The 21,096-nt window shown below is 72.7% G+C and carries 22 protein-coding genes; all 22 read left to right on the forward strand.

Annotated features, from left to right (window positions below):
* The first annotated feature begins 150 nt into the window (after positions 1-150).
* On the forward strand, positions 151-603 hold the full coding sequence (locus tag BMW62_RS04470; RefSeq protein ID WP_091929628.1) for a helix-turn-helix domain-containing protein: 453 nt from the start codon (positions 151-153) through the stop codon (positions 601-603).
* Positions 604-1,021: 418 nt separating this feature from the next.
* On the forward strand, positions 1,022-1,405 hold the full coding sequence (locus BMW62_RS23110; RefSeq protein ID WP_244523829.1) for a hypothetical protein: 384 nt from the start codon (positions 1,022-1,024) through the stop codon (positions 1,403-1,405).
* An 11-nt stretch (positions 1,406-1,416) separates the two neighbouring features.
* A complete protein-coding gene (locus BMW62_RS04480; RefSeq protein WP_091929682.1) occupies positions 1,417-2,301 on the forward strand; it encodes an ATP/GTP-binding protein in 885 nt (294 codons plus the stop codon).
* A 191-nt stretch (positions 2,302-2,492) separates the two neighbouring features.
* Positions 2,493-2,984 carry an SAF domain-containing protein gene (locus BMW62_RS04485; RefSeq protein WP_244523830.1) on the forward strand — a complete coding sequence of 164 codons (492 nt, stop codon included), beginning with the start codon at positions 2,493-2,495 and terminating at the stop codon, positions 2,982-2,984.
* 15 nt (positions 2,985-2,999) lie between these two features.
* Complete coding sequence (locus BMW62_RS04490) at positions 3,000-3,803, forward strand: hypothetical protein (RefSeq protein ID WP_091929631.1); 804 nt, start codon at positions 3,000-3,002, stop codon at positions 3,801-3,803.
* A gap of 64 nt (positions 3,804-3,867) precedes the next feature.
* Complete coding sequence (locus tag BMW62_RS04495) at positions 3,868-5,214, forward strand: CpaF family protein (protein WP_244523840.1); 1,347 nt, start codon at positions 3,868-3,870, stop codon at positions 5,212-5,214.
* A 38-nt stretch (positions 5,215-5,252) separates the two neighbouring features.
* Entirely contained in the window at positions 5,253-6,119 is an 867-nt protein-coding gene (locus BMW62_RS04500) for a type II secretion system F family protein (protein WP_244523831.1), read from the forward strand.
* Entirely contained in the window at positions 6,116-7,030 is a 915-nt protein-coding gene (locus tag BMW62_RS04505) for a type II secretion system F family protein (protein ID WP_091929633.1), read from the forward strand. Before BMW62_RS04500 ends, BMW62_RS04505 begins: the two co-directional genes overlap by 4 nt.
* Positions 7,031-7,058: 28 nt before the next feature.
* Complete coding sequence (locus BMW62_RS04510) at positions 7,059-7,256, forward strand: hypothetical protein (protein ID WP_091929634.1); 198 nt, start codon at positions 7,059-7,061, stop codon at positions 7,254-7,256.
* Positions 7,257-7,264: 8 nt separating this feature from the next.
* Positions 7,265-7,729: a TadE/TadG family type IV pilus assembly protein gene (locus BMW62_RS04515; protein ID WP_244523832.1), complete on the forward strand. Its 465-nt coding sequence runs from the start codon at positions 7,265-7,267 to the stop codon at positions 7,727-7,729.
* A gap of 26 nt (positions 7,730-7,755) precedes the next feature.
* Positions 7,756-8,151 carry a TadE/TadG family type IV pilus assembly protein gene (locus BMW62_RS04520; RefSeq protein ID WP_244523833.1) on the forward strand — a complete coding sequence of 132 codons (396 nt, stop codon included), beginning with the start codon at positions 7,756-7,758 and terminating at the stop codon, positions 8,149-8,151.
* Complete coding sequence (locus BMW62_RS04525) at positions 8,148-8,588, forward strand: TadE/TadG family type IV pilus assembly protein (RefSeq protein ID WP_091929636.1); 441 nt, start codon at positions 8,148-8,150, stop codon at positions 8,586-8,588. Before BMW62_RS04520 ends, BMW62_RS04525 begins: the two co-directional genes overlap by 4 nt.
* Positions 8,585-11,803 carry a LysM peptidoglycan-binding domain-containing protein gene (locus BMW62_RS04530; protein WP_091929637.1) on the forward strand — a complete coding sequence of 1,073 codons (3,219 nt, stop codon included), beginning with the start codon at positions 8,585-8,587 and terminating at the stop codon, positions 11,801-11,803. Before BMW62_RS04525 ends, BMW62_RS04530 begins: the two co-directional genes overlap by 4 nt.
* A gap of 48 nt (positions 11,804-11,851) precedes the next feature.
* Positions 11,852-12,106, forward strand: a complete 255-nt coding sequence (locus BMW62_RS04535; RefSeq protein WP_091929638.1) for a helix-turn-helix domain-containing protein — start codon at positions 11,852-11,854, stop codon at positions 12,104-12,106.
* A 216-nt stretch (positions 12,107-12,322) separates the two neighbouring features.
* Positions 12,323-12,925, forward strand: coding sequence for a hypothetical protein (locus tag BMW62_RS04540; protein ID WP_091929639.1), 603 nt, complete (start codon positions 12,323-12,325; stop codon positions 12,923-12,925).
* Between the two features lie 187 nt (positions 12,926-13,112).
* On the forward strand, positions 13,113-14,105 hold the full coding sequence (locus tag BMW62_RS04545) for a hypothetical protein (protein WP_244523834.1): 993 nt from the start codon (positions 13,113-13,115) through the stop codon (positions 14,103-14,105).
* The gene (locus BMW62_RS04550) at positions 14,102-14,485 is read left to right on the forward strand and encodes a hypothetical protein (protein WP_091929641.1); all 384 of its coding nucleotides are present in this window, start codon (positions 14,102-14,104) and stop codon (positions 14,483-14,485) included. The genes BMW62_RS04545 and BMW62_RS04550 overlap by 4 nt, the downstream gene beginning before the upstream one ends.
* Positions 14,485-15,294, forward strand: coding sequence for a hypothetical protein (locus BMW62_RS04555; RefSeq protein ID WP_091929685.1), 810 nt, complete (start codon positions 14,485-14,487; stop codon positions 15,292-15,294). Before BMW62_RS04550 ends, BMW62_RS04555 begins: the two co-directional genes overlap by 1 nt.
* Positions 15,295-15,322: 28 nt before the next feature.
* Positions 15,323-16,897 (forward strand): hypothetical protein, encoded by a 1,575-nt coding sequence (locus BMW62_RS04560; RefSeq protein ID WP_244523835.1) that lies wholly within the window; start codon positions 15,323-15,325, stop codon positions 16,895-16,897.
* A complete protein-coding gene (locus tag BMW62_RS04565) occupies positions 16,894-18,408 on the forward strand; it encodes an SCO6880 family protein (RefSeq protein ID WP_211434976.1) in 1,515 nt (504 codons plus the stop codon). The genes BMW62_RS04560 and BMW62_RS04565 overlap by 4 nt, the downstream gene beginning before the upstream one ends.
* Complete coding sequence (locus tag BMW62_RS04570; protein ID WP_091929643.1) at positions 18,405-19,913, forward strand: ATP-binding protein; 1,509 nt, start codon at positions 18,405-18,407, stop codon at positions 19,911-19,913. Before BMW62_RS04565 ends, BMW62_RS04570 begins: the two co-directional genes overlap by 4 nt.
* Positions 19,910-21,067 (forward strand): M23 family metallopeptidase, encoded by a 1,158-nt coding sequence (locus BMW62_RS04575; RefSeq protein ID WP_091929644.1) that lies wholly within the window; start codon positions 19,910-19,912, stop codon positions 21,065-21,067. The genes BMW62_RS04570 and BMW62_RS04575 overlap by 4 nt, the downstream gene beginning before the upstream one ends.
* The last annotated feature ends 29 nt before the right edge of the window (positions 21,068-21,096 follow it).

Consider the following 21,096-nt stretch of genomic DNA (forward strand, 5'->3'; position numbering starts at 1 on the left):
CGCGTTCTCCGGTATTGCTCCTGTAGTTCTCCGGTCAACGAAAGTGGTCTCGCGCCACGACGAGGCCCGTCGGACGGAGTCGAGGTTGCGGCTAGGGTTCGACGTCACACGAGCGGGTGTCCGCCGAACGGGTGACGTAGGGGAGCTGCCATGGCGCGGCCACTGCTTCGAGGTGACCGCTTGCAGGCTGCCCGTGAGGCCGTGGGGCTGACGAGGGAACAACTGGCCACGAAGCTGGAGCTCTCCAGCCCGGCGCGCATCCGGGTCTGGGAGACCGGACTCGAACGCCCGCGACCCCGCTTCGTACCGCGGTTGGCATCCGCGCTGGGCGTCGACCCGTTGTACCTGCTCGACGTCGATGCAGGAGACCCACCCTTGGCGGCCCTCCGTTTGGCGGCCGGATTCGCCACGAACCAGGTGACTGCTCCCGGCCTGTCAGTCATGACGTATGTGCGCCTGGAGGACGGTCGCCCCGGTGTAGATGACTCCGCCAAGGTGATCGCCGCCGTCGCCGAAGTCCTCGGTGTGGACATCGCCCGCGTCGAGGCGGCCGTCCGCCGTTCCCGCAGCGACCACGCGGCCTTGGCGTCTTTCGGCGGCTGAACAGGAGGATTACGGGAGGAAAGGCTTGCCCCCACGGGCGATCTCGGTGGTAATTTCCCCCACCACTGCCCAGGAGGTGCCCATGGCCCGCACGACAAAGTCGAGTGCGACAGCGGCCGGCATGCCTTCGACGCCCGGAGCCCGCCTGCTTTCGGGTCACGCTCGTGCTGGAACGCGTCCTGCGGCCCCGGCGAGGGCAGCCGCGTTGACCACGCGGCGGTGGACGGCCGGCGTACTCCTAGCGCTGCTGCCCCTCGCGGGCTGCGCGGCAAGCGACGCCAGTCCGGACTCCTCACCCAGCGCGACGACGTTCTCGTCTTCGCGGACTCCGTCGCCCTCTCCGCTGACGAGCGACGCGCCGACTCCCGAGGACGAGGCGGCAGAGACCGCAACCACGGTCGTAAACGAGATGCTGCGCGTGACTGACGCCGCCAAGAAGGACCCAGACGCCAGGGACTGGGAGCCGGAGATCCGGCGGTTCTCGGGCGACCCCGCCGCTCTGCTCGCCATCACGGCAGTGCGGGACTACGCAACGATCGGCCTCCGCCAGGAAGGCGACACCGCCGTCGAACTGGAGGTCACCGACGTCGAGCTGGCGGCTCCCGATGGGCCGACCGTGAGAATCACGGGTTGCTACGACAGCCAGAGCACGCGGGTCGTGAAGGTGGAGACCGGCGAGGTCGTGCCACCAGGCACCCCGCGCCGCTACGTCTGGGACATCACCGTGACCCGCTACGAGGCCGAACCTGGATCCCCTTGGCTGGTCAGCCAGCTGGACCCGCTGACGGACCGACCATGCTGAGGACGTTCGGCGTGGTCCTGCTGGCGGCCGCGATGCTCGCGGCCCCTGGCGGGTTGGGCAGTGCTATGGCAGCACCCGTCGCGTGCGCCAAGCAGGATGCGCAGACCGGCATCTGCCTGGTCGAGGCGACTTCTCCCGGTCAGCCTGCGGACGCGGACCTCGTAGTCGACGGTGCCAGCTCCGGTGGAGTACCGGAGACCGGCGGAGACGCCTCACCGCAGAACCCGTGCACGTACACCGTGGCCGAGCCCCAGCCGGCGCCGACCAGCATGCTGTGGGAGGGGAGGTCTCCGGACGACGGCGTGATGTACGTGCAGGTCTGTCCACGGGTGGATGGGTCGGGTCTCACCACGATGCTCGTTTTCGTGGCGAACGGTACCGCGCCGCCTGCACCTCCCGTGGATCCGCGGGTTCTGGCAGAGCAGGCGATTGCATCGCTGGTGATGCGCGCGCCGGAGATCCGGATGGCGCCGCCACCGGGCTCGACCAGCGGGCTGGTCGGCCTGCCGGTGTGGATGTGGACCGAGCGCGGGGAGGCGTTCCTCGGGCCGACTCGGCAGTCGGTGTCAGCCGGTGGCGTCACGGTCGCTGCCGTGGGCCGCGTGGGCCGCATCGTCTGGGACATGGGGGATGGCACCACGGTGGTGTGCGGCGCCGGGACGCCGTACTCGCCGGGCGCCGAGGGTCCATCACCGGACTGTGGCCACGTCTATGCGGAGGCGTCGAGCAGGCACGTGCCTGGCGGTGGGCCGTGGCCGGTAACAGCGACGAGCACGTGGACGGTCACCTGGTCCGGTGGTGGACTGTCGGGCAGCGAGATGCTGGAGCTGTCCTCGTCGTCGGAGCTGTTCGTCGGCGAGCTGCACGTCCTGAACCAGGACGGGAGCAGCCGATGACTCGCACCCAGCCGCCGAGGACCAGCGCGGCGCCCCCCTCCGCTGTGGGCAACGGGCTGTCCCGGGCGCCGGTGCTACCGCCGCCGCGTCGGCGACGCCGTCCGGCGCTGCTGGCGCTGGCGCTAACCATGGTGGTCCTCGGAGCGCTGGGGGCGACCTACCTGGCGACGTCGCTGGGCCAGACGTCCCCGGTGATCGCGCTCGCCCGGGAGGTGCCCTGGGGGCAGGCCATCACCGCTGCCGACCTGGTGGAGGCGAGGATCTCGGCCGATCCGGCGTTGCAGCCGATTCCGTACGGCGACCGCGACCAGGTAATCGGCATGGTGGCGGCGACCACCCTGACGCCGGGGTCGCTGCTCACCATCGACGCGCTGACCGATCAGCGCCTCCCGGCCCCCGGTCAGCAACTGGTCGGGGTCGGGGTGTCGACGGTGCAGCTGCCGGCGACCGCGCTGCGGCCCGGCGATGACGTCCTCCTGGTGCCCGTGGCCGCAGGCAGTGCCCCAGTCGCGACCGAGGTAGGGGCTCCGGGCGTGGTGGACGCGACCGTGGTCCAGGCGGGTCCGCCGGGGCCTGACGGGTTGCGGGTGGTCGACGTGCTCGTTGACGTGGCCGATGGGCCGGACGTCGCTGCTCGCGCCGCTGCAGGCCTGGTCGCCATCGTCGTGGTGGCCGACGAGTAGGCGGGGACGACTGCCGTGTTGATCGCGCTGTGTTCGGCTAAGGGTGCGCCCGGGGTGACCACCAGCGGCCTGGCGCTGGCGCTGTCCTGGCCGCGGCCGGTGGTACTGGCCGAGCTGGACCCGGCCGGCGGGGACGTGTTGGCGGGATACGGCCGAGGCGAGTTGTCCGCCGGCGGGCTGGCCGACCTGGAGCTCGCGGCGCGGCGTGGCGGTCTGGCCCCACACCTCGACAGCCAGCTGCTGCGGCTCGACCCCGAGGGGCGGGCGCGACTCCTGCCCGGCTTGGCCGACCCCGCCGGCGCCCGACATGTGGACTGGGCTCGCCTGGCCGCCACGTTGGCGTCGGTGGAGGACGGCACGGTCGACGCAATCGCCGACTGCGGTCGGTTGCGCGCCGAGCACTTTCCGGCCGCCGTCGTTCGGCGGGCTGCCGCCGTGGTCCTGGTCACCGGCTCGGGGCTGCGGACCGTGCGTGCGGCGACGAAGGCGATTGCCGAGCTCCGCGGAGGAGACGGCCACGTCGGCATGGTGGCGACGCTGGTAGTCGGGCCGGGTGAGCCGTACGGCGAGCGGGAGATCGGCGAGGCGCTCGGCGTTCAGGTCATCGGTTCGCTGCCGCGCGATGCCAAGGCGGCGTCGGTGCTCAGTGATGGTGCGCCGGCCGGTCGGCTGTTCGCCCAGTCAGCGCTGCTACGGGCTGCGCGGACGGTCGCAAACCGCTTGGTCGAGTTCGCCGCGGCGCACGAAACCCGGTTGGCGCCACCGCCAGCGCCCGTGCCTGCGTCGGCGACCACGATCGGGGGCAGCCGTGTCCGCTGACCTCACCACCGACATCCTCCGCGCCGTGGCCGTGCCTCGAGGACTCGACGCATCACCGGTCTCGGTGGACTGGACGCTTGTCCGCCGGCTGCACGAGTCGACGGCGACGGCGCTGGCCGAGGAGCTCAAGCGCCGCCCAACGCTCAGCACGGCGGCGCAGCAGGAGCTGGCCCGCACCCTTGTTCAGGACGGCGTTGACGAGCTGGTGCGCGAACGGATGCGCGCCGGGCAAGCGGTGCCCACCCCCGAGGACGAACAGGCGATCGCCGAGGCGGTGTTCGCAGCCCAGTTCGGGCTGGGTCGGCTGCAGCCCTACTTGGACGACCCGCTGGTGGAGAACATCGAAGCGCACGGGCACGACAACGTGTGGGTCGGCTATTCCGACGGCCGCGATGTCCGGGTCGACCCGATCGCGGACTCAGACGAGGACCTGGTGCGTCAGCTGCAGCACATCGCCGCTCGGCTGGGCCGCTCGGAGCGGACGCTGACCACGGCAAGTCCGCTGCTGACCATGCGGCTGCCGGACGGGTCTCGGTTGGCGGCGGTGATCGAGACCGTGCCGCGTCCGCAGTTGGTGATCCGGCGGCACCGGATCCGCGACGTCGACCTCGACGACCTGGTGGAGCTGCGGGCGATCGACCCGCCGCTGGCGGAGTTCCTACGGGCAGCAGTGCGGGCCCGGAGGAACATCGTGGTCACCGGCGCGCAGGGTGCGGGCAAGACGCTGCTGCTGCGAGCGTTGGCCAACGAGCTGCCGGTGAGCGAGAACCTGGCCACGATCGAGAAGCACTTCGAGCTGCTGCTGCACGAGCTGCCCGATCGGCATCCGCGGGTGGTGCCGTTCGAGGCCCGGGAGGGCTCCGGGGAGCGCGGCCCGGACGGCCGCCGCCTCGGCGAGGTGACGCTGACCGAGCTGGTGGAGCAGGCGTTGGTGATGAACGTCAGCCGGGTGTGGCTGGGGGAGGTCCGTGGCGAGGAGGCTTGGCCGCTGATCGAGGTGATGGAGGCCGGGGAGGGCGGTTCGTGCTGCACCCTGCACGCCCGCTCGGCACACCACGCGTTCGAGCGGCTGGCCAATCTGTGCATGCGTGGCCGCGCTGCGGTCACCCCGGAGCATGCGTACCGGTCGTGTGCGTCGGCGATCGACCTGGTCGTGCACATCACCACTGTGGACGAGCGGTGGATCGGCGGTGAGCGGCAGCGGTTCGTCAGCCAGGTCGTCGAGTGCAACGGCATCGGCGAGGGCGGACGCCCGGCGGTCACCGAGGTTTTCGCTCCGGGACCCGACGGTCGGGCAGTGCCCGAGCACGATCCGGTGGACCTGGCCGACTACGTCCGGGTGGGCTTCGATCCCGGCTGGCTGCGAGTCGGCCAGGGACCGTGGGCCGGCACGGTCGGAGGACGACGGTGAGCGGCGCAGGACTACTGGCCGGCGTGTGTGGAGCGCTCTTGGTCGCTGGCCTGCTGCTGGCCGCCCACGCGCTCACCGCCCCGGAGCCGCCGGCTCAGCCGCGGCGCCGCAGACCGCGTCCGGCGTCGTCGGTCGACCGCCCGGCGACGCGGCGACAGCGGGCACTCTGGGCGGCCGCCGCCGTGGCGGCGGCCGCCGTGTGGCTGACCTCCGGCTGGCCGGTCGGCGGGGTGCTGGTCGGGCTGGCGGTTATCGGGCTGCCGTGGCTGCTCGCGCAGTTCTCCGCCGGCAACGCCGCGGTGGAGCGGCTGGAGGCGCTGCAGGAGTGGGTGCGCCGCACCTCCGACGTCCTGGCCGCGGGCGGTGGGCTGGAGCAGACGCTGATCCGCTCGGCCCGTACCGCGCCCGCGCCGATTCAGGTGGAGGTGATCACGCTGGCGGCGCGCCTGCAGGCGCGCTGGCCGACAGCCCGGGCGCTGCTGTCCTTCGCCGACGATCTCGACGACGCCGCTGGGGACCTGGTCGTCGGCGCCCTGCTGCTGGGCGCGGAGCTGCGTGGGCCGGGGCTGGCGCGAGTGCTGACCGAGCTTGCGGGAAGCCTCAGCGAAGAGGTCACCATGCGCCGCAAGGTTGAGGCCGACCGCGCCAAGCCCCGCGCCAACGCCCGCTGGCTGCTGCTGATCACGGTCGCCGCGGCCGGGCTGGCGGCGCTGAACGGCGACTACCTGGCGCCCTACGGCACCGGGTTGGGCCAGCTGGTGCTGGCGGTCATCTGTGCGCTGATCGTGAGCTGTCTGCTGTGGATGCGCCGGCTCACCGTGGCCGTGCCGTCGACCCGCTTCCTCGTCGATCGCGACGGCGGCCGGCGGACCGAGCTCGCCCCGGAGGAGGTGCCGGTCCGGTGAGCGGCGCTCAGGCGTTGCTGATCAGCTCCGGCGCGGTCGTCGGGCTTGGCGTGTTCCTGCTGCTGCGCGCCGCCGTGGTGGTCGAACAGCCGCGGCTTGCCGACGCGCTGGTCCGCCTGGACGGGCGCCCGGTACGCGCACCGGTCGGGCCGGTTCCGGGGGCGGGTGACCGGTGGGCACGGGGGGCCGGCCGCGCCGGTACCTGGGCCGCCGCCTGGTTGCCGGGGGCAGGGCGGCGGGTGCCGGGACAGGCGCTGGCGTTGATCGGCTGGACGCCGGAGGGCTACGCCGCGCGCAAGGTCGGCCTGGCAGCCTTCGGCGCGGCCTTCGTGCCGCTGCTCACCGCCGTGCTCGGAACGGTCGGCGTCCGCCTGCCCGTAGTGATCCCGGTGGCCGGATCGCTGGCGCTGGCCGTCGTCCTCTTCTTCGTCGTCGACCTCGTCGTGCGTGACCAGGCCGCCGACGCCCGCTCCCAGATGCGCCTGGCGCTGTGCTCCTATCTGGACCTGGTCAGCCTGCGCCGCGACGCCAGCGAGGGCCCCACCATCGCCCTGGAACGAGCCGCCGCGCTCGGCGACGGGTGGGTGTTTCGGCGGATCAACGACGCGCTGGTTGCCGCCCGGCTGGCCGGGGAGCCGCCGTGGGACGGGCTGCGCCGGTTGGCCGCCGACACCGGGGTCGGCGAGCTGGCCGATGTCGCCGACATCGCCGCGGTCGCCGCCGTCGAGGGTGCCTCGATCGCCCCGACGCTGCGGGCCCGCGCCCAGTCGATGCGGGTGCAGCTGCTGGCCGAGGAGGAGGCGGCGGCCAACACCGCCAGCGAGAAGCTCACCGCCCCGGTTGCGCTGCTATCGATCGCCTTCCTGTTGCTGTTCCTCTATCCCGCCCTGGCCCGACTGATGGCCACCTGACTGCCATGCCCCTCAGAAGGAGAGTCCGATGATGCCGCTGCTCACCACCTTGACCGCCCTCGGCGCGGCGCTGCGCGAGCGGCTCCACGAGCTGCGCGACGAGCCGGAACGCGGCTCGCTGTCGGTGGAGCAGGTGATCATCACGGTGGCGCTGATCGGCATCGCCGTCGCACTGGTCGCGGTGATCGCCAATGCGGTCACCTCCCGCTCGAACTCGATCCAGTAGCCACCCCCGTGGTCCGCTCCGCCAGCCAACGCGGCGCCCCACCGCTGTTCCGGCTCGGCCATGCCTCTGGCCGCCGGGCCAGCGGCGTGGTGCGCCGGCGGCTGTCCGGGGAGCGCGGCGCGGCGTCGGTGGAGCTGGCGGTCACGTTCCCGGTCGTGCTGTTGCTGGTCATGACGCTGGTCCAGGCGGCCCTGTGGTTCCACGCCCGCTCGATCGCCCTCGGCGCTGCGCAGGAAGGCGCCCGGGAGGGGCGGGTGCAGCCCGCCTCGACCGCCCGCGCCGGGACGGCGGCCGAAGACTTCCTCAACCAGGCCGCCTCCGACCTGCTGACCGGCAGGACTGTCACCGTGGCCGGCTCACCGACCAGCATCGAGGTGACCGTGACCGGCACCTCCCTCAGCCTCTTCCCCGGCCTGTCCGGCTGGTCGGTCACCCAGAGCGCCGTCGGCCCTGTGGAACGGCTCATCCCATGAACGGCCGGGTAGGGGAGCGGGGGTCGGTGTCGGTCGAGTTGGCGCTGTTGGCGCCGGCGCTGCTTCTGCTGCTGTCTTTCGCCGTCGTCGCCGGGCGAACCCAGGTCGCCGAGGGCGCCGTCGCCGAGGCTGCTCGCGCGGCCGCCCGGGAAGCCTCCCTCGCCCGCGATCCCGCCACCGCCACGATGCTGGCCAGCGCGCAGGCGCAGCGGACCCTGGCCGCTCAGGACCTGCGGTGTGAGCGCACCACGGTCGATGTCGACACCGCCGGCTTCCAGGCGCCGCCCGGCCAGTCGGGCGACGTCACCGTGTCGATCACGTGCGTCGTCGACATGGCCGACCTGCTGGCACCCGGTCTGCCCGGTTCGGTGACCGTGGACGCGACCTTCACCAGCCCCGTCGATGCCTACCGCGAACGATGACCCCACGACAGCGCCTTCGAGGTCAGGATGCCGAGCGCGGGGCGCTTGGCGTCTTCCTCGCCGTCCTTGTCCCCGGCCTGCTGTTGATCATCGGCCTGGCCGTCGACGGCGGCGCCAAGGTGGCCGCCACACAGCGCGCCAACGCCATCGCCGACGAAGCCGCCCGCGCCGGCGGCCAAGCCCTCGACGTCTCCGCCGCTCTCGCTGGAGATGTCCGGGTCGATCCGGCCGCCGCGGTCGCCGCGGCGCAGGACTACCTGGCGCGCAACGGCGTGAAGGGCGCGGTGACGGTTGTGGACGGCGACAGCCTGACGGTGACCACGACGATCACCGAGCCCACCGCCTTCCTCGGCCTCATCGGCATTCAGACCATGACCGTGGAGGGCTCCGGGACCGCCGACCTCATCACCGACCAGGACGCGGGAGCGGAGCCATGATCACTACGCCGCGTGCGCTCGACGTGTCGCGCCGACTGCTCGCATTGTTCGTCCTGATTGCTGCGGTCGCTGGTGTCCCGATCGGGCTCTGGCAGCTCGGCGCCGCCTACGTGCCGACAGCACTCTTGTCATGGGAACAGGTCACGGGCGCGTTGAGCGGGCCGGACAACGGTGCTCTCTTCCTCGGCCTGCTCGTGGTGATCGGCTGGGCCGCGTGGGCGGTGTTCGCCCTGTCGGTAGCCGTCGAGCTCGCCGCCCAGTTACGCGGTCTCCCACCGCTGCGGCTGCCCGGCTTGGCGGCACCCCAGCAGCTGGCTGGCCTACTCGTTGCCGCCGTCGTCGGCGTCGGGGGTGCGCCTCTGCTCGCCGCCCCGGCGCTCGCCGGACCACCGGTGGTCGCAGAGCAGCCGACCGACGAGCCGCCACCAATACCTTCCTCCGTACCGGATGCCGAGCCAGCCGAGCCTGCCGCGAACGGCCCCACCTACACGGTGCAGCCGCGCGACACCCTCGGCCGTATCGCCGCCCGCTCCCTTGGGGACTGGACGCGGTTCGAGGAGATCCTCGAGCTCAACCGCGGCCGGCCTCAGCCCGACGGCGCCGTCCTGACCGATCCGGCGCTGATCCGCCCCGGTTGGGTCCTGGTCCTCCCATCCGACGCCACGCCTCGCGAGCAGGGAGCGACCGCCGGCGAGGTGACCGTGCGGCCCGGCGACACCCTCGCCGACATCGCCGCGCAGCACGGGCTGGGCAGTTGGCAGCCGATCTTCGACCTCAACGCCGGTGAAGCGATCCCCGGCGGCGGCCGATTCACCGACCCCGACCTGATCCGCCCCGGGCAGGTCCTTGACCTCCCGCCCGCCGGTCCGGAAGGCTCCGACCCGACGCCTCCGCCGGCCGCTCCGGAAGCACCGGCCGAAGACCCGCCGCCGTCGACGCCTCCGCCGGAGGGGAGCGAGTCACCCGTGCCGGCGACGCCATCGCCGACACCGCCGGCCTCGCCGCCATGGGTGAGTCCCTCCGACGAACCAGCGCAACCGGCAGCCGACGCCCCCGATGCCGAGGCCGACCAGGTCCCGTCGGAGCTGGCGGTCGTCCTCGCCGGCAGCGGGGCACTGCTCGCCGCCGGTGTGGGCGCGATGTGGCGTGCCCACCGCCGCCAGCGTCTACGTCGTCGGCGGTCCGGTCGACGGCTGGCCCCGGTGCCGTCGACGCTGTCGGCCACGCATACGGCCGTGACCTCGGCGGCCGACGCGGGCACGGCCGACTACGCCGCACTCGACCTGGCCTTGCGCGGCCTCGCCGTCCGGATCTCCGATGATCCTGACGGGCGGCTGCCGGACGTCGTCGCCGCCCGACTTGGCCGGGGCCGGCTCGAGCTTCGGCTGCACGCCCCTGCCGACCGTCCTCCGCCCGACCCGTGGACCGCCGACGACACCCGCCTGTGGTGGTCTGTGCAGTTCGACCAGGACACCAGCGCCGCTCCCGAGGTCGCCCGGGCACGGCTGGCCCCCTACCCGACCCTGGTCACCATCGGCACCGACGGCACAGACCGCTGGCTGCTAGACCTGGAACGCCTCGGCACGCTCCACGTCAGCGGGCCGGCCGAGCGATGTGAGGACTTCGTCCGGCACCTGGCCGCGGAACTGGCCGTCAACAGCTGGTCGGACTTGCTCACCGTCACCACCGTCGGCTTCGGCGAGGAGCTGGTCGACCTGGCGCCGCACCGCATCCACCCCGTGGACACTGCCGCCGATCCCGTGCTGCACACCGCCCTGCGCGAAGCCATCGACCGGGACACCGACGACGTGCTGGACGGGCGACTGCGCGCCGGAGCCGGCGACGGCTGGATGCCTCAGATCGTCCTCACTACTCATCAGCCGCAGGACGGCGGTGAGCTGGCCGAGACCGCCGCCGTCCTGCGAGCCCGGGAGCGGCGTGCAGCGGTCGCCTTGGTACTTGGTGTTGAGTCCACCCAGGTCGGCGACGAGTGGCTGCTCACGCTGACCGACGACGGGTCGCTGCTCGTCTCGGCACTCGGACTGTCCCTTCCGGCCCCACAGCTGACCGTCCAACAGGCTTGTGACATCGCCACCCTGCTGGCCTTCGAGCGCGACGCGATGGACGACGCCATCCCCGCATCCGACGGGGACCGGCCGTGGCAGGTCCACACCGACGCCGCCGGCGCACTGCTCGATGACGCGACGGCGGAGGAGCCCGGCGACGCTCCGGAACGCTCGCCCCAGCCACGGCCGGCTCGCCGGTCTTCTGCTGGTGGCGCGGCACTGGGGCCGGTGCCGCGTGCGGACCGTGCCAAGGCTGCGGATGGCAAGGGTCAGAAGACGCAAGGTGAGTGGCACCCGACCCGGCTGCGTCAGCGGGTCGAGGAGGACCTCGAGCAACTCGACCGTGACCTGGCGGATTGGTGGTCGCTGGACTGCGCCCGGCCGCGGCTAACTCTGCTCGGACCGGTCAACCTCCGCGCGCACGGCGACGAGCACGCCGTCGCCAGGTCTGGGCGGCGGCGCCGCTATGAAGAGGTGGTCGCCTACCTGGCCACCCGCCCGCACGGTTCCACCGCCGACGAGGCCGCCACCGCCTTGCAACCGGCTCGCGGCGGCAAGACCGACCCGGTCAGCGTTCGCGCCTACGTGCATCGGATGACCGCCGGTGCCCGCGCCTGGCTCGGCGACGACCCGGTGACCGGGGAGAAGCATCTGAGCTCGGGCTACCGCGGCCGGTACACGTTGACCGGCGTGCTCGTCGACGCCGACCTGTTCCGCCAGCTGCGCGCTCGCGCCGAGGTTCGCGGCGACGACGGCTTGCCCGATCTGCTGGCCGCACTTGAGCTGGTGTCCGGCGCGCCGTTCGCCCAGCGGCCCGCGGGCTACGAGTGGCTGGACGGCCTGGACCTCACGCTCACCGCGGGCATCTGCGACGTCGCCCATCAAGTCGTCACCGCTGCACTCGCCGACGACGACCTGACTTCGGCCCGCACCGCCTCGGCCGCCGCTCTGCTCGTCGCGCCGGACGACGAGAAGGTGCTGCTCGACGCGATGTGGGTCGCCTACCGCGAGGGCAGCCGCGCCGAAGCCGAAACCTACGTCGCGCGGATCGTGACCATCCACGACGGCGAGGACGAGATGGACCTGCCCATGAGTACCGCGGAGACCATCAACCGCGCCCGCAGGCAGTTCCTCGACCGGGCCTCGTGAGGAAGGGCCGCAGCCTGCACCCACTTCGAGGGAGGTGTCCCACCAGCCATGCCGTATCCGCCTCGACCGCAGCTGCGCCCGCTGCCCGCGTTCGCCGGCACCGCCCGCAGCGGCACCGTGCCCAGTCAGCGGCTGCAGGCACAGCTGGAGGCCTTCGTCCTCGCCGAGTACGCCGCCGGACGCTCGCTGAGGCAGATCGCCGAGCTGATCGACCGTTCCCCGACCGCGGTCCGCCGTGTGCTCGACAAGCATGGAGTTTCACGGCGCGCCGTCGGCGCTCCCCGGCAGCCCGACCCCACATGACGGCGTCCACCGACTTCGGAACGGCACGCTTCGCGCCCGAGCAAGACGAAACCCCGGCGATGTGGCCGAGGAGGCCAGGGATCGTTCCGGGGTCTTCTCCGTCGACTCTACGGGGACGCGTCTGACATGTCCACGCCTCCACCCGGAGACAGAAGATCGCCGAACGCGACCGGCCAGGCCTCAGCGACCGCGCTGCTCATCCAACGTCACCTGTCCGTGCCCCGTCTGGCCACCTACGTGCGCGCCACCGGTGACGACCTGGACCGTGCGGTCGAGCTCTACCTGTGGAACGCGAGGGTCGCCGGTGCGCTGTGGGAGGTCCTGGGCCACGTCGAGGTCGTGCTGCGCAACATCCTGCACGACGCTCTGACCGCTCGACACCAGCGGCTGGGCCGGACCGGGCAGTGGTACGACGACCCCGCCCGAGAGCTCTCCCAGCACGCCCGCGACGACATCAGCCGAGCCAAGCAGCGGCTGCAGCGGGCCGGCGCCCCGTTGCTGCCCGGCAAGATCGTCGCCGAACTGGGGTTCGGATTCTGGCGGTTCCTGCTCGCCCGCCGCTACACCGCTTCCCTCTGGCCTGCGCTGCGACCCGCCTTTGGGTACTTGCCGGGGTCTGATCGGCGCCTACTGGAGGCTCCGGTGGCCCGGTTGCACGTACTGCGCAACCGCGTGGCCCACCACGAACCGCTGCTGGCTGAGCCGCTGGGCGACCGCTACACCGATCTACTCCAGATCGTGGGATTCGTCCACCCGCAGCTGCGCGGCTGGCTGGACACCCACAATCGCCTGCTGGCCACGCTCGTCGAGCGGTCCTGACCGGAACCGGAGCAGCGCAGCTTCGGCCGGTACGCGACGTCGGTTCTCCCGTAATCCTCCAGTAGTTCGCCAGTGGTCGGCCGACCGTCACCGCCGCGGCGCCCGTCGCATGCCTGACCTCGCCAGGAGACCTCAGTGCCGTAGCTGACTGGAGAACTACAGGAGGTTGGAGCGCAACGGTCGGCGCATGCAGACCACCGCCCCGCGTCGGGGATCGAGGAACGGCCGAACGAGCCGTGAGGCGCCGTCGTCGTCGCTGGCGATCGCCAATCCCGCGCGTCCTTCTGGTGACCAGCCGATGAGGGTTGAGGCGCTGCGCGCCGCCGTGATCGCGATCCGCGCCGGGATCTTCGACGAGGTCAGCAGTGACGATGTCGTCTGCACAGGCCAGGTGTCCGGCACGGCGGTCGCCGGCAGCACCTACCGGTCGGATGCCGGTCCGACTTCCTGGGCGGCAAATGATGTGGGCGGCCCTGTCGTCCTGGTCGTGGCCGGTCACGCCGGGGCCGGCGCCTCGACGGTCGCATTGGCGGTCGCCGAAGGGCTGGCGGAGAGCCAGCGGGTCCAGCTGATCGACTGCGCCGAACCGGTCCGGTCGGGGCTGACGGCGGCATCAACCATCGAACTGGGCACAGACGGCGCCGAGTGGCGACGAGGCCGGCGCGGTCGACTCGACGTGGTCCGCCTCGCCCGCCGCCCAGGCGACGGAAAGCTCCCACCGCCCCCGAAGACCGACGACACCGCTCGGCTGCTGGTGGTCGATGCGGGCTGGTCGCTGACCACCGCGCTGCTCGACTCACCCGGTTCCCTCATCCAGGACGCGAACGTCGTCGTCGTTACCCGGGTGACGGTTCCCGCGGTCCGGCAGGCCGAGCACGTGCTGGCCGCCCTCGCCGACGAGCCGGTCGTCGCCGCGGTCGGCCCGGCGCGCTGGCCCCGGGCGGTGCAGGCCAGCTGCGGACCACGACTGCGTGAGTTGCGGTCGCTGGGGCGGGTGGTCCGGGTTCCGGTCGACCGGCGACTGGAGACCGCCGGACTCAACGGTGACCGGCTGCCGAAGCCGGTGGCGTCCGCTGGCCGGTCGATGGCCGCGCTCCTGGTGCCGGCCGAGGATCCGCAGCCCCGGCATCGGCGTCGAGCGGGGCGGGCTGGGACCGACCGGGCGAGGGAGATCCGATGACCAGCGGGCGCCGAACCGCGCCCGCGGCGCTTCGCGCGGCCTCGGCCCTCGCACTCGTCCTCGCCGGGGTGCTGGTGCTGGGCGCTGGGCCGGCGGCTGCGGCTTCAGCGGAGATCACCGCGGCGGTCTGCCCGGAGGCGCCGCCGGGGATGCAGGCCTTCGCCGACGACGTCACCGCCTGGGTGAAGTGGGGCGTGCTCGCGCTGATCGGCATCGGCGCGGTGGTGTCACTCGGCTCCATCCTGGTGGGGCGGATCTTCTCTCATCCGCACGCCTCCCGGTACGGGGCGATGGGTATCGCAGTGGTGGTGATGGTGGCCATCAGTTACACCGCGATCCTGACGATCCTCGGCTCGATCACCGGCAGCGGGTGCACCTGATGAGCCGCCGTCAGAGGCACCAGGAGAGCGGTGCGGCGGAGTGGGGCCCGGCTCGGCTGCTGACGCTTCTCGTGGTCAGCGCACTGGTGGCGCTCGCGGTGCTGGCCGGACTGATCCTCACCGTCATCACAACGTTCACCGACGACGACCCTGGCCCAGCGGACACCACACCACAGGCCGCAGCCCCGGCAACGGACATGTCGCGGCAAGATGCACTGGCCGCCGCTCCCATGCCGCACGCCGAGCCGGAGGCCGCGCTGCCCGGCCCGCTGACGACCGAGGCCGCCGGCGTCCTGGAGCTGCCACGGCCCACCGGCATCGGTCCGGCAGAGGTGCCCACCGGCTTCCCCCGCACGCCGGAAGGCGCGCTGGCGCAGCTGGCGGCCATCGACGTGACCGCGATGGAGAGCGGATCGGTGGACGGCGTGCGTCGGGTCATCTCCGAGTGGGCCGCACCGGACGGCCCCACCCCCGAGACGTGGTCGGGCGTCAACGGGATGGCGCGCATGCTCTCGGCGGCCGGCTTGTCGAGCGCGGGGTCGCCGCTGTTGGCCATCGTGGTCCGCCCGCTGATGGGGCTGATCAAGGGCACGGTGGACCCGGACTTCGCGGTGGTGTGCGTCGACTTCGAGTTCACCGTCACCGTGGAGCAGACCTCGCGGGTCGCAATCGCCGACTGCCAGCGCATGGTCTGGACCGGCGACCGCTGGCTGATCGCGCCCGGGCCGGAGCCAGCCCCGGCTCCGTCCGTCTGGCCGGGAACCGAGGCCGCGATCGCGGCCGGCTACCGGGACCTGCGCTATGTCTAGGCGCTCGCTCGGAGGGCGCGGCGGGCCGGTGTCGCCGCGTGTGCTGGTCCTTGTTCTCGTCCTGACCGCGCTGGCCTGGGTGGCGACGGCCTCCACGGCGTCGGCCGACTCCACGGTGCTGGCTTTTCCAGCGGAACCGACTGCCGACGACGGGGTGCTGTCGTGCCTGCCGCTCAATCCGTTCTGCGTGCTCGGCGAGGTCGCCGGCGCCGCGGTCACCGATGTGTGGGTCAACGCCATGCTCTCGTTGTGGGAGGCAGGCCTGTGGCTACTGGGCCTGGCCTTCTCGGTGATCGATGCCTTGGCCACCCCGGACCTGTCCGCCGACGGACCGCTGGCGGCGGTGTATCCGGTGACCTTCGGCATCGGGGCGACCGTGGCGGCGCTGATGGCCATGGTGCAGCTGGGCGTCGCGGCGGTGCGCCGGGACGGGGAGACACTCGGCCGGCTGCTGATCGGCCTGCTGCAGTTCGGGCTGGTCTGGGCCGGCTACGTCGGCGTGGCCGCGCTGCTGGTCACCGGCGTCTCCGGGCTGACCACCGCCCTGCTGCGCAGCCTGCTGGGCATCGACAACATGGCTTCTTTCGAACCGTCGATCAGCGTGGGCCGTGATCTGGTCGACGGCACGGTCGCGACCGTCCTGGGCGTCTGTTCGATCTTCTTGCTGGTGCCGGCCAGCGCCGGCTTCCTGCTGCTGATGCTGGTCCGCGAGGCGGCCCTGATCGTGCTGGCGGCAACCTCGGCGATCTCGGCCGGCGGGCTGCTGGCACAGACGGCGAGCTCCTGGTTCTGGCGCAGCCTTCGCTGGTTCCTCGCTGCGCTGCTGGTTGCCCCGGTGGCCGTGCTCATCCTCGGCGTGGGAGTCACCATCACCGAGGGCATCGTCACCGGAGCTGAGGAGACCAGCACCGAGCAAGCGGTCGGCATGGCGGTGGTCGGCTGCCTGCTGATCCTGCTCGCCGCGATCTGCCCGCTGGCGCTGTTCCGGCTACTGGCCTTCGTCGACCCGGGAACATCCAGCGGCGCGTCGCTTCGCTCCTCGCTGGCTGCCTCCGGCGGCGCGATGGGCGCGCTGGGCAACCTCGGCGGCCGGGGTGGTGGACGGGCCGCGGGGGCCGCGGCCGTCGCGGCCTCCGGCGGGGTGGCCGCGACAGGCGCCGCGGCCCAGCTGGCCGGAGACCGAGCGCAGGGTGAGTCGACCGCGGACTCCGCTACCCAAGGTCGGTTCGCCGGCGTGCTGCACGGACTCACGGTCGGCACCGCCCAGGCGGGCCGGCTGGCCGCGGGGGTGGCCGCCTCGGCAGCCGACGTGCTCTCCGGCGCCGGGATCGGGCACTCCGCGCACTACTACGGACCGCCGGTACCCGGTCGGGCCGCTCCCGGCTCCAACGGACACGGCCGAGCAGCGCCGGGCTCGGCGGGGGCAGGGCACTCAGCGCGAACGGACGACGGCGGCCCTCCGCCGGGTGCCGCAGGTCCGGCCGCGTACGGGCCGACGGGCACCGACCGGAACGACAGCTCGGCCGACTCGGGTGATGCCGGTCCTCCGGCTCCCTGGCTACCTCGTCGAGGCGACGGGCCTGCCGATGGAGGTGCGCGGTGAGCGCGCACCGCTACGGCGACTACTCCCGGGACGTCTCGGGCTGGTTCCTCGGGATGACCGGCGCCCAACTGGCCCTGGTGGCGCTCTCCGGAATGCCGGCCCTGCTGGCGCTGAACGCCCAGGCATGGGGGCTCTTCTTCGGCTGGCTGCCGGTGTGGGCGCTGCTGGCCGCGGTGCTGCTGGTGCCCGTCCGGGGCCGTGCGGCCGGCCGCTGGTTCGCCGACCTGCTTCTGCACGCGATGGGAGTCCTCATGGGATGGACGGCGTTCGGCTCCCGCGCCGCATCGGGAACGGCCGACGACCTGGCCGAGGCGGATCTGCCCGGAGTGTTGGCCGGGATCCGTACCCACGACGGGCCGCCCTTCGGGCAGCTGTTCGACCGCCCGGTAATCGTGCAGGACTCCGCGGCGCGCACCTGGGCGGCAGTGGCCCGGATCACCCACCCGGGCATCGGGCTGGCCGAGCCGGGTGAGCGGGATCGGATGGGGGCCGGGCTGGCCGAGCTGTGCGAGCTGACCGCACGCACCGAACTGATCGACACCCTCGCCGTGCACCTGCGGACCGTGCCCGACGACGGCGCCGAACGCGCCACCTGGGAACACGCGCACACCCGCGGCGACGCGCCGACTTTGGCCACTCATGTCAACGCGCTGCTGGGCGCGATGCTGACCCCGGCGGCAGTGCGCACCGAGGCCTTCGTCACCGTCGTCGCCGGCGAGAGCCGGATCGCCCGCGCCGCGAAAGAAGCCGGCGGAGGGGTGGACGGCCGCGCCCGAGTGCTGCACGGAGTGATGGCCGAGGTCGAGGCCGCACTGCGCGGTCCGGTCGGCTGCACCGCGGTGGCTTGGCTGGACTCCGCCGCACTGGCCGCCGCGGTGCGCACCGGCTTCGCCCCCGGCGACCGCGGCCAGCTGGTCGCCGCCGACCTGGCCGCCGCGTCCGGGCAGGGGCTGGCCGCGGGGGTGCCGATGGCCGCCGCCGGCCCCACCCAGGCGCGCGCCGAGGTGCGGCACTACGTGCACGACGCGTGGGCGTCGGTCACCGACACGATTCTGTTGCCCGACCAGGGGGCGGTGCTCGGTGCGTTGGCCCCCGTGCTGGTGCCGACCATGGCGGGGGAGCGGCGCTGCCTGACGGTATTCCTTGCTCCGCTGCCGCTGGAGCGGGCCACCCGGATGGTGGGCCGGGAGGAGATGAGCGCCACCACCGGCAACGAGCTGCGCGCCCGGATGGGCTTCCGGCAGCGGGCTCGCCAGCGCCGGGACACCGAGCGAATCGGTGCCGCCGACGAGAAATTGGCCACCGGCCGGGCACTGGTTCGCCTTGCCGTCGCCGCCTGCGTCACTGTGCCGGCGTCCTGGCCGGTGGCCGAGCACGGCCGCCGGTTGTCCGCCTCCGTTCGCGCCGCCGGATTCGTGCCGCTGCGGCTGGACCTGGCGCAGGATGCCGGCTTCGCTGCCGCTGCCATCCCCCTCGGCGTGGGGCTGCCGAACCGGCGGGGACGACGATGACCCGCCGCCTTTCCCGCCGCGGGCGCGATGTCGCCGTCCTGCTCGACGACTTCGGCCATCGCCTGCCCACCGCTCTTTCTGCACCGGCGGCGCCCCGCGAGCGGGGGCCGTTTCCCGTTCTGGTGCCCCGCCGCGGCCCCCGCGGCCGCGGCCGGGGGCGGTCCGCGACACCGGCGCCGCTGTCGGTGTGGCGGATGACTTCGGAGCAGACCCCGGTGGCGTGGCCGCTGATCCCCACGCCCGGCCTGCCGCCCACCGGCGCACAGATGGGCATCGACCTGCTCTCCGGAGGGACGTTCTACTGCGACCCGGTCGGTTGGGTCACCGACGACGCCATCCCGGTCACCAATCCCAACGTCGTCGTCTTCGGCAAGCCCGGCCGCGGCAAGTCCGCCACGGTCAAGGCGTTCGCGCTGCGGATGCTCGGCTACGGCTACCGCACTCTGATCCTGGGGGACACCAAGGACGAGTACGAACCGCTGTGCCGCGAGCTGGGGGTGGAGCCGTTCGTCATCGGCTCGGGCCTGCCCGCCCGGGTCAACCCATTGGCCTTCGGCCCCCTTGGCTACCGCTGGGAGCGCCTGGACGCCACCGAGGCGCGCCGCCGTGAGGCGATCATCTTCGCCCGGTGGCTCGTGCTGCTGCGCGGCCTGGTCGGCTCCCAGTCTGTGCCGTTTGGCCCGGTGGAGGAGACCGCGGTGGGGGAGGCGCTGCGGCTGCTCACCGGCTACCGCGGCGGCGCCACCCGGCTGACCGAGCCCACGATCCCGCAGTTGTGGCGGGCGCTCGACGAGCCTCCCGACGAGTTGGTCGCCGGCTGCCGGTACGCCGACCGCCGACACTTCCTCGACGCCACCCGCATCCTGCGTGACGCCCTTGGCGCCCTGGTCAAGGGTTCCCTGGCGGGGCTGTTCGACGACCACACCAGCATCGACGTTGACTGGCGCGCGCCGATCCAGTCGCTGTCGCTGTCCCGGCTGGAGCCGCTCGGTGATCAGGCCGTCGGTATCGCGCTGACCTGCCTCAACTCGTGGGGGCAGGCGATGCGGGAGATCGCCGACCCGGGTGATCTGCGCATCGTCGTGCGCGACGAGACCTGGCGGCAGATGCGCCTGGGCGCCGAGGCGATGAAGAGCTTGGACGCCAATTTGCGGCTGTCCCGCCGGGACGCCGACGTGCAGATCCTGCTGGCGCACAAGCCCTCGGACATGCTCACCGCCGGCGACGCCTCCTCCCAGGCGGTGGCCATCGCCCGCGACCTGCTGCACCTGTGCGACACCCGGGTGCTGCACGGCCAGGACCAGGCCGTCGGCGCGGAGCTCGGCACCCTGCTCGGCCTGACGCCAGTGGCGCAGCGGGTGGTCACCGACTGGGCTCTCGCCGGCAAGGGCCGGGCGCTGTGGCTGGTCGGCGATCGGCCGTTCAAGGTGCAGACCGTCCTCACCGAGCCTGAGCTGCGCCTGACCTACACCAACGACGCCCTCACTGCTGGAGGACCGGCGTGAGCGGGACGGCAGAAGGATTGGCCCAGGCGTACGCGACGCGATGGCTGTGGAAGGCCGCTGTTCCGATCGCACTACCGGTGCTGGCCGGGCTCACCGTGTTGCTTGTCCCGCTCGCCGTCCTCGCAGCTCCGGAGGCGGTCTCGTCCGCCTGCTCGACCGGTGGCACCGGCGCGACCGTCGCCGGAATCGAGCTGGACGCCGTCCAGATGGGGCAGGCGCAGACCATCGTGAACGTCGCCGCGGCGCGCGGGCTCGGGCCGTATGCGGCCGTCGTGGCGCTGGCCACCGCCTACCAGGAGTCACGGATCCGGATGCTGGCCAACGACGGCAGCAGTTCGGAACTGACCGCGGAGCAGGCCGCGGTGACCGCCGCCAGCCTGCAGTACGCGCATGACGGACTGGGCTCCGACCACGACAGCGTCAACACCTTCCAGCAGCGGTGGATCGCCGGTTGGGGCACCCCCGAGCAGTTGATGGATCCCGTCTACGCCGCCGAGGCCTTCTACGACCGGCTCGTCGAGGTGCCCAACTGGCAGACGATCCCTTTGACCCGGGCAGCGCAGATCGTGCAGGTGTCGGCCTACGGGTCGGCCTACGCCCGCTGGGAGCCGCTGGCCCGAGAGCTGACCGCCATGCTGTGGCCGGCCGCCCAGTCCACCGCCGCCAACCCCGGCGGTGCAGTCTCCGGCGTCTGCCCCGGCCTGGCGGTCCCAGCGGGGTCGTGGGTCCGGCCCAGCACCGGCACGGTCACCTCCGGCTACGGACCCCGCTGGGGCACCCTGCACGCCGGGGTCGACATCGCGGGACCTCGCAACACCCCGGTCTACGCCGCCTCCGGCGGCACCGTGACCACCGCCGCATGCACCAGCGCCTACTGCGACCGCGACGGCAGCCTGAACCTGGCCGGTTACGGCAACCTCGTCGAGCTCGACCACGGCGCCGGCGTGGTCACCCGCTACGCGCACCTGTCCGGCTACACCGTCACGCCCGGCCAGCAGGTGCCCGCTGGTGCACTGCTCGGTTTCCAGGGCTCCACCGGCAACAGCACCGGCGTCCACCTGCACTTCGAGATTCGGCAGAACGGAGCGCCGATCGACCCCGTCTCGTGGCTGGCCGACCGCGGCGTCGACCTGCACGCCCCCAACCGCGCATGAGCTCCCATGCCTCCACCCGAGGAGAAGTC

This window comes from Blastococcus sp. DSM 46786 (assembly GCF_900109665.1).
Lineage (GTDB): Bacteria > Actinomycetota > Actinomycetes > Mycobacteriales > Geodermatophilaceae > Blastococcus > Blastococcus carthaginiensis.